This window comes from Oryzibacillus soli (genome assembly GCF_051594765.1).
Lineage (GTDB): Bacteria > Bacillota > Bacilli > Paenibacillales > NBRC-103111 > Paenibacillus_AR.
This window is the reverse complement of the sequence record NZ_JBPPGJ010000021.1, coordinates 1-13,137: the sequence shown is the minus strand read 5'-3', so window position 1 is coordinate 13,137 and position 13,137 is coordinate 1. Positions and strand designations below refer to the sequence as shown.

Below are 13,137 nucleotides of genomic sequence, written 5' to 3'. Positions count from 1 at the left end.
AGGTGCAGAACGCCGCCATGAAGAGAACCGCCGCTGAATTGCTCATTACCGTACTGGGTGCCGCCCTGATCGCAGGAGGCTTCAATCTGTTCCTCATTCCCCACCAGCTCTTGAGCGGCGGCATATCCGGCATCGCCATGATCGTCGGCTATGTGACGCCCCTGAACATCGGCATGCTGTATCTTTTGTTCAACCTGCCGGTGATGATCTGGGGCTGGGTGGTGCTGGGGAGGCGCTTCATCACCATCTCCGTGGTGACCGTAGCCTTGACCTCCTGGTTCATGCAGTTGTTTCCCGAGACGTCAGTAACCCAGGACCCGCTCATCGCCGCCATCTTCGGCGGGGTGATCATCGCCATCGGATCGGGCATTACCCTCCGCATCGGCGGCTCCAGCGGCGGCTTCGACATCGTAGGCTCCATCTTGACCCGCAAGAGCGATTTTCCGCTGGGGATGTTCCTGTTCGCCCTGAACGGCTTCGTGGTGCTGGCGCTGGCCTATGTCCAGCAGGAATGGACTGCAGCCCTTCGGTCCATGCTCTGCATCTATATCTCCGGCAAGGTTGTGGACACCATACACATCCGGCACATCAAGGTCACCCTGTTCATCATCACCAAGAACAAGGACGCCCTCCTGGAGAAGATGCTCCGCCTTCCCCGCGGCGTCACCCTGATCAAGGCGGAGGGGGCCTTCTCCCATCATGAGAGCGACATGCTCATGACGGTGACGACCCGGTACGAGCTGGCGGAATTAACGAAGATTATTCGGGATACCGACCCTAATGCATTCGTAAATATTGTGGAAACGGTTGGCGTACTGGGACAATTCCGGCGCGGAAATGTGCAATAGACATAAGTTCTCAATGTCATCGTCTTCGGTCTATGCTATAATGAGGGAGTAATTTCATAGGATTCTGGTGTTACGTGAGAGATCGTGCAACGTCTGTTTCTGATCGAACCATTACGATTGGGAAGGGTGATTCACGTGGAAACCGTTAAGCTATCCAGGATTGTGATGAAATTAACCCCCGAGCTCTATCCTTTCTTGAAGCCTCGGGAACTCGATTCCGAGATTGTCCTCGTGAATGGAATCGAAGCCTTAATGGAAGAAGACGCCGTTGAGATCATCCAGTACAGCATCTCCGAGCACCAGAAGAACGTCTACATCCAGTAAACGCACCACGGTATCGGCAGTATCTTTTTCATACGGATTAGAACAAATCACTCCCCGGCATGCCGGGGAGTGATTTTGCTTCATAGGCAGAGGATCAATCGCCTTCAAGAACCATCGTGCTGCGCCTCCGGTATACGGCATGGGTGACCAGGAAGCCGATTCCGGCCAAGAACGCCATCCCCGCCCCGATCCGGTAAGCGGCGCCGTAGCCCCACAGGTCCCCAATCCGTCCCCCGAAGAATCCTCCGGTGATGCCTGCAATGCCCAGGAACACGGCGGACAGCATGGATTGACCCGTCGCGCGGAATTCCTCTGGAACCAGGCGTACCGTATACTGCACCGCCACCACCCAGAAGGGAGCATAGGTCACCGAGTGAGTCAGCTGCATGAAGGTCAGGACCCAAGGGTCGTGTACGCTGGCGTATACCAGCCACCGCACGGTGAACAGCATGGCGGCGGCCCCCAAGAGGGCCAGCTCATGGAATTTGTGCATGTAGCGCGACAAAAGCGCAAAGGTGGGAATCTCGCTGCCTGCCGCCAATGCCCAAGCCAGGCTGACCATCCAGTTGTCGGCATGCATCTCTTGAAGATACAGGCTGAAGAGGGCGTCGTTCATCCGGTGGGGCACGGTCAGGACGAAGACCAGCAGCAGGAACCACAGGAAGGGCTTGTTCCCCGTGACTGCCTTAAGCGAACCCAAGGTGACCCGCGGGCGCTTCCCGTCCGACTTCACGTCCTGGAGCAGGTAGATCAAGGACAGCGGAATAAGCCAAACCGTCCAATACATATATTTGATATTCGTAATGCCGCCGAGGGCATTCAGGGCGAAGCCCGACAGGACGGCTACGATCGTGAAGCCGACCGAGCCCCACAGCCGGACCGAGCCGTACGGCACTTTGGCCTCCGCCGTAGACTTCAGAATGATGCTGTCCAAGAGCGGAACGGACGGCAGCATGAAGAAGTAGCAGAGCAGCACCGACAGGAAGGTCAGCATGAAGGTATTCGCATGGAACAGCAGCACGCTGGAGGCAATGGTCAAGAGCCACAGGCTCAGGATGATGATCCGAAGCTTCTGCAGCCTGTCGCTGATGTACCCCCACATGGGCTGCGCGAATACAGTGACGAAGGGGCCGATCATCATGAACAGGCCCGTCTCTTGGGAACTGTAGCCGAGATTGGCGAAGTACAAGGGCAAGAGCGGCAGCAGGATGGCCTGCGTGGCGTAATAACCGGACGTTAACCCCCGGAGGACGGCAATTTGTTTTCTCATCGGAATTAGTAGACTCCTTCCTCTATCCATCCCTCTATCCTACCGCAATCCGGTCCGATTGAGAAGTCGTGCCAGATCAACGTTTCGATCCGGGTTCATCCGTGTACTTCCGTGTTGGTCCGACTTTTTCCGCCGGAAACCAACAAAATCCTACTACTAACCCCTGTGCGGCAGGAGTGCCATCGCGTATAATGGGAATACGTTTGGATGCGATAGATATGGGAGAGAGATTACTATGGAAATGCTATTAGCCGCTTTAATGATGGTCTGGGGGAACGTCTCGGAGAGCCAGCCGGGCATTACCCTGGATCAGCTGGTCCAGGCCTCGCAGATGCCCCCCGCGGCGGTGGTTCAGAAGCCGGACGGCACAACGGCGCTGGATCCCCTGATGCCGGTCAACAAGGTCGACCCCCAGAAGGAGGCCCCTACGGTAAAAGGTGTCTACTCCACTGCCCACAGCGCAGGGGGCGCCCGCTTGAACGATCTCTTGAAGCTGCTGGATGAGACGGACCTGAATGCATTGGTCATCGACATCAAGGATGACTACGGGTATATCACCTACGACACCGGAAACCCGGAGCTGGCGGCCATGGAGACCTCCAAGAAGATCATCGCCGACATGCCGAAGCTGATGGAGAAGCTGAAGGAGCATAACGTCTACCCCATCGCCCGGATCGTCGTCTTCAAGGACACCGTGCTTGCTAAGAAGAAGCCGGAGCTCACATTCCTGAATCCGGACGGCTCCATCTGGAACAACGGCAAGCCTACGCCGGACAGCTTCGTCAATCCCTACCGCAAGGAGGTCTGGGATTACAATATCGCCGTCGCCAAGGAAGCCATCAAGGCCGGCTTCAAGGAAATCCAATTCGACTACGTTCGGTTCCCGGAAGGCTTCGAGAAGCGGGCGGACTCACTGAAATACACCAAGGATGAGCGTTCCCGCACAGACGCCGTCACCTCCTTCGTGAAGTATGCCCGGGAGCAGCTGGCCCCCTTAGGAATCCGCACCTCCGTGGACATCTTCGGCTACGCCGCATCCGTCCCGGCCGCCGAAGGCATCGGCCAGGACTTCAACAAGATCTCGCAGAATGTGGACGTCATCGCTCCCATGATCTATCCCAGTCATTACAGCACCGGCTGGTTCGGTCAGAAGGTGCCGGATGCGGCGCCCTATGCCACCATCAACGGGGCTTCCATCGACACGAACAAGAAGCTGGAGCCCATCGGCAGCCTGAAGCCCATCATCCGGCCTTGGATACAGGATTTCACCGCATCCTGGGTCCCCGGCTACATCAAGTACGGCAAGCATGAAGTGGAGGAGCAGATCCGCGCTCTGAAGGACAACGGCGTCAACGAATACCTGCTCTGGAATGCAGCCAACACCTATTCCCCCGGCGTCATCTATAAATAAACGGAACAAAGGCCGCTTGTGCTCCCATCGGGAGACAAGCGGCCTCTTCATTACATAGGAATCAGCTGCGAAGTCCTCTCAGCTCCTGCCCCATACGGAGGAAATAATGGACGGTCCGCTCCAGGCGGGCCCTCACCTTCGGATCAGCGGGCTCGTCGTCCGGACCGAAGCTGCGCTGGTCCCCTCCGATCGAGATCCACTCCGGGCAGTTGATGCCGTGCAGATTGCGGACTACCGCCTGTATCTGGGTCAGAGTGCTGACTCCAACGGCACCGCCTGCAGATGCCAGAGCCAACACCGGCTTGCCGTCGAAATGCTCGAAGCCCAGGTGGTCCAGCGCGTTCTTCAGCACGCCCGTCATGGTGCCGTGATACTCCGGGCTGGCCAGAACAACGGCATCCGCTTCAAGAAATCCGCGGTACAGGTCCACGACGGCCGGTTCTCCGTCATAATCCGCATCGGGGTCGTACAGCGGAACCGGCTTCTCATACAGGTCGAACAATACCGCCTCATGACCCGCTTCACGGATCCGCTTCCCCACTACCTCCGCCAGCTTGGTGCTGGTAGCATTCCTCCGGTTGCTTCCGGCCAGGATGATCACTTTCATTCCGCATCAACTCCCCGATTTGACAACTTTATATACATTTTAGTTTATTATGTATATAATGTCAAACGGTTTCGATCACATAACCGGAGCCTTTTTCCACCCGCTTCTTCTCCAGCATGACCATCTCCAGTACCTCGGGCGCTTTAATGTAATGCCGGGCCAGATGGCCTTCCGCGTATTCGAACGCTTTGGCATCCGAATCGGCCAGGACGATCAAGGCCGCTTTCTTCCCTTCGGGCATGGTGATTTCGATCTTGTACAGGAACATCCGTTACCCCTCCGTTACGTTGAAGTCCGATTTCATCTTAGCAGAAAAAAGGGTATGATGGTACCAAACTCCATCCCTCGAAAGGAAGTGCCGTCATGCGCCCGATCCAAGTTGCCGCCTATACCCGAGCTAACATCGCCGCTATAACGGACCGGCTGCCCGGCGACCTGGCCGGCCGGGTGGAGATCGTCCTGTGCCGGACACCGGAGGAGCTAGCCGAGGCCGGTACGGAGGCCGAGATCTTCCTGGCCACCGGCAAGCTGGAGGCCCAAGCCATCCTATCCGCTCCGAAGCTCCGGTGGATTCAGATGCTCTCCGCCGGTGTGGACGGCATCCCCCTCGCCATCCTCGCGGATCGCGGCATTCGTCTGACCAACGTACGGGGAATCCATCGGATTCAGATGAGCGAGTTTGCACTCCTGTATATGCTCCAATGGTGCCGCCGTCCGGATCTTCACTTGATGAACCAGCGGAACAAGGTGTGGGGCAAAAACGTGCCCGTCAACGAGCTCTACGGCCGTACAGTGGGGATTCTCGGTCCGGGAAGCATCGGCCGCGCTGTTGCGGAGAAGGCCCGGGCCTTCGGGATGACCACATTGGGCTACTCCCGCTCGGGTCAACCGCAGGAAGGTCTTGATGCAGTTTACTCCGGCCGGGAGGGGCTCCTGGAGCTCCTCTCCCGGAGCGACTTCGTGGTGCTCCTCCTCCCCGCTACGGAGGAGACCAGGCACTTCATCGCCATGGAGGAGCTTCGCGCCATGAAGCCCACGGCTTTTCTCATCAATCTGGCCCGGGGCTCCGTCGTGAAGGAGGATGACCTGATCGAAGCGCTGCGCAGCGGAGTCATCGGCGGAGCTGCTCTCGACGTGTTCGAGAAGGAGCCGCTTCCGGAGGATTCCCCGCTATGGGAGCTGCCCAATGTCTTCATCACGCCCCACGTGGCGGGCCTTAGCCCGCACTATATGGCTCGCGCTGCCGAGATCGTGTTCGAGAACCTCCGGCGGTATCTGGACGGCCGCGGGCTTATGAACGATGTGAACCTGGAGACCGGCTACTGAGCCGTGACCCCAAAAAGAGCGGAAAACCGGCTCCCCGGTCTTCCGCTCTTTTGGTCTGAATCGGATTTTCCTTACTCCTTCACCGACCCTAACGTGATCCCGTGGATGAAGAAGCGCTGCAGGAACGGATAGATAATCAGCACCGGGATCATGGCGATGAAGATCTTGGCGGCATTCAGCGTCCGGTTGGACAGCTCGGAGAGCCGCTTCAGCTGCTCCGTGTCCATCGTAGAGGCGTCGATGACCACCACCAGCTGCTGGATGTAGGTCTGCAGCGGGTACATATTGGCCTTGGACATGAGCACCAGCCCGTTGAAGAATTCGTTCCAATGGTAGACGATGCTGAACAGAGTGACCGTGGCCAGCACCGGAACCGCTAGCGGGACGAAGAGCTTCGCCAGCATGTACCAAGGCCCCGCCCCGTCCACCAGCGCCGCCTCCTCCAGCTCCTTCGGCAGGTTCCGGAAGTAGTTGACGACCAGGATCACGTTGAACATCGGCACGCTATGCCCCAGGACCAAGGCCCAGATACTGTTGATGAGGCCCAGCGATTTGACCGTCTGGTACCAGGGGATTAAGCCGCCGTTGAACAGCATGGTGAAGACGAGAATCCACATGAGCGTATTGCGCAAGGGCAGCTCCTTGGCCGACTTGGACAAGGGGTAGGCCATCAACACGGTGACGACGAAGCTGACCCCGGCTCCCAGCACCACCCGCTTCACGGTTATCCAGAAGGAGTTGAAGAACTTGGCATCCCCCATGATTTCGTTGTACGAGTTCAGGTTGAAGCCCACCGGCCACAGCTTGACGAGTCCCGCCTCCGCAGCCGAGTTGGTGCTGAGCGAGATGGATAAGGTGTACCACAGGGGCAGCAGGCACAGGAGGGCGATGCCGACAAGCAGGACGACGAGCACTACGTCGAACAGCTTGGAGCCGGGAGACGTTTCTCTAACCATGCTGATGCTCCTTTCCGTTAGAAAATCCGGTAGTTGGCGAATTTCGAAGCCAAGGCATAGGACGTGACGATCAGAACGAAGCTGATGACTGATTTGAACATGCCCATGGCGGTCGCCAGCCCGTACTGCAGGTTCACGAGACCGGTCCGGTATACCCACGTGTCGATGATGTCGCCGGAGGAATAGACCAGCGGGTTATACAGGTTGAAGATCTGGTCGAACCCGGCGTTCAACACATTGCCCAGGCTAAGAACGGACAGCAGCACCACGGTCGTGGAGATGCCGGGCAAGGTAATGTGTCCGAGCCGCTGGAGCCTCGTCGCCCCGTCCATGGCCGCCGCTTCGTACAGCGCCGGATTGATGCCGGTCAGAGCCGCCAAATAAATAATCGTGTTGAAGCCGAATTCCTTCCACACGTCACTGCCGACGATCAGGTACGGGAACAGATCCGCCCGTCCGAAGAAGAGGATCGGCTCCGCCCCGAACACGGACAGCATGCTGTTGACCGGCCCCTTATAGGCGAAGATGTCCAGCAGGATCCCGGACAGGATGACCCAGGAGAGGAAGTGGGGCAGATACACCAGGGTCTGGATCCATCGCTTCAAGACGGCCAGCCGAAGCTCATTCAGCATCAGGGCGAAGACGAGGGGCACGATCAGATTGGCGACGATCTTCATGACGGCGATATAGAGCGTATTCCAGAAGACGGTGCCGCTGTCGCTCAGCGAGAACAGATACCGGAAGTTCTCGAAGCCGATCCAGTCCGAATGCAGCATGCCGAGCCCCGGATTATAGTCCTGGAAGGCGATGACGAAGCCGAACATCGGGACGATGCTGAACAGGATCAGCCAGACATAGCCCGGCAGAAGCATGAGATAGTAATGCTTGGCGAAGCCTCTGGATTTCATGCCGCTTCTCACTTGGACTGCTCCTCAACCTCGGCGGTGATCTGGTCGCCGCCCTGCTTTTTCCACTCGGTGACGAAGGTGTCGAAGGAATCTACGGGGGCGGATCCCATGATGATCTTCAGGAAGGTCTCCTTCTCCAGCTTGTCGAGTGTCGGCCACTTGGATTCCATCGACTTCGTCATGCCGTAGGTCAGGCTATATGTCCGCTTATAAGGGGACTGCAGAGCCCCGACTCCCACGAAGGTCGAGTACATCCGCTTCCATACCCCCAGGTCGGCGTTCGGATCCCAGTATTGGATATCGACCTTGTCATAAGGCTCCAGCTTCACCTTCTTCACGGTCAGGGCATCGTTCTTCAGCAGCTTGTAGCCCGGCAAATCCAGCTCCTCCGGCTTCTTGGTGCCGGCGAGCACTTCCTTCATCATCTTGTAGGTAACGTCCATCTCGTCCATCGGAGCGAAAACTACGCGCAGCGGGTAATTGTCCAAGGACACCTTCACATCCATCTTGGATTCATCCCGCAAGAGCAGGTTCACCATCTTGAGCGCCGCCTCCGGATGCTCGTAGCCCTTGCGGACCACCAGGAACTTGTTGGACGGCGTACCCATGTGAGGCGTGAACTCGCCGTTGGCGTCAAGCGGGGCGTTGTACGCCTGCCAGTTGGCCTTCGGGTTGTTCTTGATGGCATCGCCCAAGGGCCCATAGCCCGCCCACCACATGCCGAACCAGATCCCCGCCTGGCCGCTCTTGATGAGCTCGGCCGAATCCTTGCGCACGCTGATCTCTTTGTCGATCAGCCCTTTTTTGTACCAATCCGCCAGCTTGGCCAGCGCCTGCTTCGTCTCCGGCAGGATGGAGCCGTATACCGCCTTGCCGTCTCCGCCCTTCAGCCAGAATCCCGGATACGAGTGGTAAGAGGAGAACACCGGGTCGAAGCCGTAATTGTTGTTGTTGGGCGCGATGAAGTTCGCATGGAGCAATCCGCCGGATTGTGGGCCTACGATGCCGATCGTATCCGCCTTGCCGTTGCCGTCCGGATCCTGTTCTACGAAGGCCTTGGCGATCTTCTCCAGATCGTCGATGCTCTTCGGGGGCTGCAGGTTCAGCTTATCGAGCCAATCCTTGCGGATCCACGCCATATGCACCATGTCGGACTCGGTCGTCACGTTGGGAATGGCCAGCATCTTGCCGTTGAAGGTCACCGCCTTGGCCGCGAGCCCCTTGGTGGATTCGATAATGCTCTTCACCGCCGGGGAGGCGTACTGGTTGAAGACCTCCGTCAGATCGGCCAGCTGATTCGCCTTGACCATCTGCCGAAGCTGGGTGTCGTTAACGATCATCGCATCCGGAAGATCGTTGCTCGCGATGGACAGATTGACCTTCTGGTCGTAATCCTTGCCGGTCGCCGCCTGCCAAGCGTTCTTCGCATCGATGTTCAAGTTGTCCTTCACATACCGCGTATATTGATTGCTCTCGGTGCTGTCGCCCGGGGGGAGTGTTTTGTCGGAGGGGTTGACTTCCTTGCCGATGTTGATCGTCACGGTTTTCTCGTACTTGCCGAACGGATCCGCCGGCGCCTTGGTCGCTGCCGTATCGGACTTGGGTGTCGCTCCCGTCCCGCTCGTTGTTGCGGGCGGTTCCGAGGTTGTGCTGCCGCTGCATGCGGTAACGGCGACCATCATGGATGCGATGAGCCATGGTGCGGCAATTTTCATCCTGCGCATGGATTCCCCTTCTTTCTCCAAGATCGTATTTCCCTACGCCATTAAGGTACCATAAACCGTGCGGTCCCTCGGATAGGAAGCGGTTACAGCTTTTGTGGGGCATTTGACCGAAAAATATTAGGGGCCGCGCTGCGTTCGCTCACGCTCTCCGACATCCGTCCCCCCTGCGGGAGAACAAATCTCTACCGTTGCAGGCTGGAGCTGCGGAACTCGCTCGGAAGGAGGCCCTCGTAGTCCCGGAAGGTGCGGCTAAAGTACTTTTCATCCGTGTAGCCCGTATTCTCGGCAATCCAGGCTATGGTCTTGTTGGTGCAGAGCAAGAGCTCCTTCGCACGCTCCATACGGACGTGCCGGAGGTAATCGTTGAAGGTGGAGCCGATGATATCCCGGAAGCATTGGCTGAAGTAGCTTCGGCTCATACCGACACGTTTGGCTACATCTGCGGCTGTAACAGGCCGGTCCAGCTCATCATGGACAAGCGCCACGGCCTTCATCACTGCACCGACCACTTCACGGGAGAAGGAGGTGTTCTCGATGGAGCGCCGGATGGAATACCGGATTGCGTCCAGCTCCGCTTGAACTCTCCCCCAATGGTGCGGTACCTCCTGAAGCTCAACCCTATGGAAGCCCAGCTGTTCCCCTATCCGATTCCAATCGTCCAGAAGGGCGTACAGCAGACCGAGCAGCTTGGCCTTCGGCAGCCGAAGGTCCTTCAGCTCGTTCTTGACCTTCTGGTAGGCGGCATCATCATGAATCCATTCCCGGGAGGCCCAACAGCTCTTCAACCGGGCGATCCTCGGCTCCCGATCTTCGGCAGCTTCCGCCTTTTCTTCGGCCGGGTTGAATATGTGGCTTCCCCCCGTTGGGATAAAGTCATAAAAGAACCCCCCTTCCCTATAGGCCAGAAGCGATCCGTGCAGGTCCTTTGCCTCCATCGACCCGATGCCTTGCAGCTCCAGCATGCCCCAGCCTAAAGACGGCGTGAAGAGGGATCGAAGTGCCTCCGGAGCCTCCTTCTCCGGCCCGGTGGAGTCTGACGGAAGCCATAACCACAGATGCCGGTCTACCTCCACCAGAGCCCCTGATGTAACGGCTCCGGAAGGCAGCGGATTGTCATATGGATCCCACCCCCGACCGAGAGATAAGAAGGCCGCTCCCGAGTCCGGCAGCTTCTCGCTTCTCCCTCCCTTCGGTGGATGCAGATGGGCGTGCGTGTGAGCGTGGACGCTCTGTCCGCGCTCATGAATCTGTGCCGTAACCCGCTGCAGCACCTCGTCGAAATGCTCCTTCTCCAGCTGCACCTTGGCGATATAATCGATGGCGCCCAGGCGCAGAGCCTCCTGCACATATTCGAAGTCCTGATGGAACGTCAGCACCACGATATGAATCTCCGGGTAACGCTTTCTCACCGCGCGCATCAGCTCCAAACCCGACATAACCGGCATGGCCAGGTCCGTCAGCAAGAGCTCAACAGGCTGCAACTCCAGAAATTCCAAGGCCTTCTCCCCGTTGCTCGCTTCCCCTACCACTTCCATGCCGAAGTCGCTCCAGGGCATCGCCGAGATCAAGCCCTTGCGAACCAGCTTGTCGTCATCCACCACGAGTACTCTGATCATGCAATCGCTTCCACCTCCTGAATGGGCAGCTGCAAGAGGATGCTGGTCCCCTCTCCCATCACACTGTTGATCTTTAGTCCGGCCCGATCACCGTACTGGTTCTCGATCATCCGCTTCACGTAATGCAGGCCGATCCCCATTCCCACCTTCCGGCTCGATGGATCCCGCTGCTGGAACAGCTGACGGATCGCCTCCTCCGTCATACCCGCGCCATTATCATGAATGCCGATCTCCAGCATCCCTCCGTTCTGCTTAACCTCCACCAGAATCCGGCCGTCGTCGTTCAAGCCGTGATACAGCGAGTTCTCCACCAGCGGCTGCAGAATGAACCGGGGAACAGGCGCCTTCAGTGCCGTCTCCTCCACTTGAAGCCGGACGTCAAACTTGAAGTCGTATCGGATCTGCTGCAGGGTCAAATACTGCTGCAACGCATCGATCTCCTCCTCCATAGTGGAGGCTTGGCCCAGCTTGCCCAGATTGTAATATAAGAGCTTGTTCAAGGAGGAGACCAGACGGTCGATTTCCCCTTGCCCGTTCATGACGGCAAGCCAATGCACCGTATCCAGCGTGTTCATCAGAAAATGAGGATTGATCTGGTACAGAAGCTTCTCCACCTCCAGATCCACCCGCCTCTTCTCCTTCTGCTCCACCTCGGAGAAAAGGTGCCAGATCTGATCCTTCATCATGCGGAACTGATTCAGCAGGTAGTCGAATTCAGGAATCTGAGTTCTGGCGGGCGGAAGCATCTGCCCGCGGCTTAACGCCATCTGCTTGATCTCCTTGTTGAAATTGTTGAGCGGCCGGTACACCATCTTCCAGAGAAGCCAGCCCAGAAGCACGCTGACCGCAGCGAAGAGGAAGGAGAAGAACAGAATCTGAGCGAACCAGCGGTTCATCTCCTTGTTGTAGACGGCTTTGGGGATCACCGTGATGACGCTCCAGCCCTGATTGCTGGTTTCCTTGAACCAGACATAGTCCTGATACGCCCCGGACTTGCCTTGATGAAGGAAATCCGGCGCCCGGGTATCCATGGGAAAGGCAGTCGGCGTCTCGCTGTACGCGATCCGGCCGTCATTGTCCAGGATGATGTGGGACACGCCTTCGCGGAACGGATTGTTGCTCAGAATGTTCTGTGTCAGCCTGAAGCCGGACTCAATGTAGACGTAGGTGTCGTCCCTTCCGGGAAGCTCCACCTTGCGGAGCGCGGACAGGACATATTGGTTGTCCGAATAATTGTTGCTGATATGGGGGCCGTAATACGAGATCCCGTAATATTCCGCCAGGAGCGGCAGCCGGTCGGGGGAGAAGCCCTCCCGCACGCCCAGATTCTCGAAGTTATAAGTCCCATCCTTCTTAAAGTAATAGAAGGTCAACCCGATGCTGGGGTTCGTAAATGTAATGAGCCGGAGCTCCTCCTTCAGCTCCTCGTACAGCTCGAAGCGCTTGTACGACACGCCGGCGTCCAGAAATTCGTCCAGCTTCCGCCCTACTGTGCCTTCGAAGGCCAACTGCTGGGAGACGTGATTCAGATTAGCGATGGTGTTCTCCAGCGATTGCTCGACCTGCTTCAGGTTGCTCTGGACTCCGGTCTGGATCTTGTTGGTGAGGATGGAATAGATGGCATAGTAAGAGATAAGGCCGATGATGACGAACGGGGTCAAGGTGCTGAACATAAAAAGGATGATGATTCTTCGCTTTAAGGTGAAATAGTCGTAGAACGAAAACCGCCGCTTCTTGAAAAGGCTCATTATCGCAGATACGCCTCCCTTAGCATACACCCCAGCTGCTGACCGGCAGCCCGGCCGCCGTCGCATTGAAGCTGAATCTGCCCTAATGGTATCATACAAAACCTTCCAGCGCCTATAAGTAAGGCGAGCTCCTTTTTTGAAGTGTAGATAAAGGTGGGCTCGTTCTTCGGAAGCGGGGGAGGGAATAGTGCTGGGTTGATCGGGTGGTTGGGTGGTTGGGTGGTTGGGTCATGCCGCAGCAGCTTCTGACCATTATCCCGGGTCTGTCAAGAATTTTGTGTAAACTCATTTATAGGGAACTCCCCCGGGGAGGGGGAGTTGGCCTGTCTAGCGTAAATGTTGACCGACCCGATCCGGGAAAAAGACAGACAGTTGCAGCAGCATTTGTCCCCAGTTTTG

12 protein-coding genes are annotated in these 13,137 nt (G+C 57.4%); 4 read left to right on the top strand and 8 right to left on the bottom strand.

The genetic code is table 11. The annotated features are described in order from the left end of the window. Positions 1 to 17 precede the first annotated feature (17 nt). Complete coding sequence (locus tag ACSEXW_RS23340; RefSeq protein ID WP_438448591.1) at positions 18 to 848, top strand: YitT family protein; 831 nt, start codon at positions 18 to 20, stop codon at positions 846 to 848. Positions 849 to 977: 129 nt separating this feature from the next. Further along, a complete protein-coding gene (locus ACSEXW_RS23335) occupies positions 978 to 1,172 on the top strand; it encodes a hypothetical protein (RefSeq protein ID WP_438448673.1) in 195 nt (64 codons plus the stop codon). 94 nt (positions 1,173 to 1,266) lie between these two features. On the opposite strand, the gene ACSEXW_RS23330 is transcribed toward ACSEXW_RS23335, so the two are convergent. Further along, complete coding sequence (locus ACSEXW_RS23330; protein ID WP_438448590.1) at positions 1,267 to 2,442, bottom strand: MFS transporter; 1,176 nt, start codon at positions 2,440 to 2,442, stop codon at positions 1,267 to 1,269. Between the two features lie 235 nt (positions 2,443 to 2,677). Here ACSEXW_RS23330 and ACSEXW_RS23325 point away from each other — a divergent pair, with 235 nt between their 5' ends. Beyond that, on the top strand, positions 2,678 to 3,853 hold the full coding sequence (locus tag ACSEXW_RS23325; protein ID WP_438448589.1) for a putative glycoside hydrolase: 1,176 nt from the start codon (positions 2,678 to 2,680) through the stop codon (positions 3,851 to 3,853). Between the two features lie 61 nt (positions 3,854 to 3,914). Here ACSEXW_RS23325 and ACSEXW_RS23320 read toward each other — a convergent pair whose 3' ends face one another. Both ACSEXW_RS23320 and ACSEXW_RS23315 read right to left on the bottom strand, forming a co-directional pair. Then, complete coding sequence (locus ACSEXW_RS23320) at positions 3,915 to 4,460, bottom strand: NADPH-dependent FMN reductase (protein WP_438448588.1); 546 nt, start codon at positions 4,458 to 4,460, stop codon at positions 3,915 to 3,917. A 61-nt stretch (positions 4,461 to 4,521) separates the two neighbouring features. Further along, entirely contained in the window at positions 4,522 to 4,728 is a 207-nt protein-coding gene (locus ACSEXW_RS23315; protein WP_438448587.1) for a DUF3906 family protein, read from the bottom strand. 95 nt (positions 4,729 to 4,823) lie between these two features. On the opposite strand from ACSEXW_RS23315, the gene ACSEXW_RS23310 reads away from it, so the two are divergent. Further along, complete coding sequence (locus ACSEXW_RS23310; RefSeq protein ID WP_438448586.1) at positions 4,824 to 5,786, top strand: D-2-hydroxyacid dehydrogenase; 963 nt, start codon at positions 4,824 to 4,826, stop codon at positions 5,784 to 5,786. Positions 5,787 to 5,857: 71 nt separating this feature from the next. On the opposite strand, the gene ACSEXW_RS23305 is transcribed toward ACSEXW_RS23310, so the two are convergent. The 5 genes from ACSEXW_RS23305 to ACSEXW_RS23285 all read right to left on the bottom strand — a co-directional run bounded on the left by ACSEXW_RS23305 (position 5,858) and on the right by ACSEXW_RS23285 (position 12,738). Beyond that, complete coding sequence (locus ACSEXW_RS23305; RefSeq protein WP_438448585.1) at positions 5,858 to 6,742, bottom strand: carbohydrate ABC transporter permease; 885 nt, start codon at positions 6,740 to 6,742, stop codon at positions 5,858 to 5,860. 17 nt (positions 6,743 to 6,759) lie between these two features. Then, entirely contained in the window at positions 6,760 to 7,650 is an 891-nt protein-coding gene (locus tag ACSEXW_RS23300; RefSeq protein WP_438448672.1) for an ABC transporter permease, read from the bottom strand. A gap of 8 nt (positions 7,651 to 7,658) precedes the next feature. Beyond that, on the bottom strand, positions 7,659 to 9,374 hold the full coding sequence (locus tag ACSEXW_RS23295; protein ID WP_438448584.1) for an extracellular solute-binding protein: 1,716 nt from the start codon (positions 9,372 to 9,374) through the stop codon (positions 7,659 to 7,661). Between the two features lie 182 nt (positions 9,375 to 9,556). Continuing rightward, positions 9,557 to 10,990, bottom strand: a complete 1,434-nt coding sequence (locus ACSEXW_RS23290) for a response regulator transcription factor (protein WP_438448583.1) — start codon at positions 10,988 to 10,990, stop codon at positions 9,557 to 9,559. Further along, on the bottom strand, positions 10,987 to 12,738 hold the full coding sequence (locus ACSEXW_RS23285) for a sensor histidine kinase (RefSeq protein WP_438448582.1): 1,752 nt from the start codon (positions 12,736 to 12,738) through the stop codon (positions 10,987 to 10,989). The genes ACSEXW_RS23290 and ACSEXW_RS23285 overlap by 4 nt, the downstream gene beginning before the upstream one ends. Positions 12,739 to 13,137: the final 399 nt, after the last annotated feature.

What these genes read in the sequence shown, in the direction of transcription:
- ACSEXW_RS23340 (WP_438448591.1), top strand. Translation starts at nt 18, where the DNA reads ATGAAGAGAACCGCCGCTGAATTGCTCATTACCGTACTGGGTGCCGCC.
- ACSEXW_RS23330 (WP_438448590.1), bottom strand. Translation starts at nt 2,442, where the DNA reads ATGAGAAAACAAATTGCCGTCCTCCGGGGGTTAACGTCCGGTTATTAC.
- ACSEXW_RS23325 (WP_438448589.1), top strand. Translation starts at nt 2,678, where the DNA reads ATGGAAATGCTATTAGCCGCTTTAATGATGGTCTGGGGGAACGTCTCG.
- ACSEXW_RS23320 (WP_438448588.1), bottom strand. Translation starts at nt 4,460, where the DNA reads ATGAAAGTGATCATCCTGGCCGGAAGCAACCGGAGGAATGCTACCAGC.
- ACSEXW_RS23315 (WP_438448587.1), bottom strand. Translation starts at nt 4,728, where the DNA reads ATGTTCCTGTACAAGATCGAAATCACCATGCCCGAAGGGAAGAAAGCG.
- ACSEXW_RS23310 (WP_438448586.1), top strand. Translation starts at nt 4,824, where the DNA reads ATGCGCCCGATCCAAGTTGCCGCCTATACCCGAGCTAACATCGCCGCT.
- ACSEXW_RS23305 (WP_438448585.1), bottom strand. Translation starts at nt 6,742, where the DNA reads ATGGTTAGAGAAACGTCTCCCGGCTCCAAGCTGTTCGACGTAGTGCTC.
- ACSEXW_RS23300 (WP_438448672.1), bottom strand. Translation starts at nt 7,650, where the DNA reads ATGAAATCCAGAGGCTTCGCCAAGCATTACTATCTCATGCTTCTGCCG.
- ACSEXW_RS23295 (WP_438448584.1), bottom strand. Translation starts at nt 9,374, where the DNA reads ATGCGCAGGATGAAAATTGCCGCACCATGGCTCATCGCATCCATGATG.
- ACSEXW_RS23290 (WP_438448583.1), bottom strand. Translation starts at nt 10,990, where the DNA reads ATGATCAGAGTACTCGTGGTGGATGACGACAAGCTGGTTCGCAAGGGC.
- ACSEXW_RS23285 (WP_438448582.1), bottom strand. Translation starts at nt 12,738, where the DNA reads ATGAGCCTTTTCAAGAAGCGGCGGTTTTCGTTCTACGACTATTTCACC.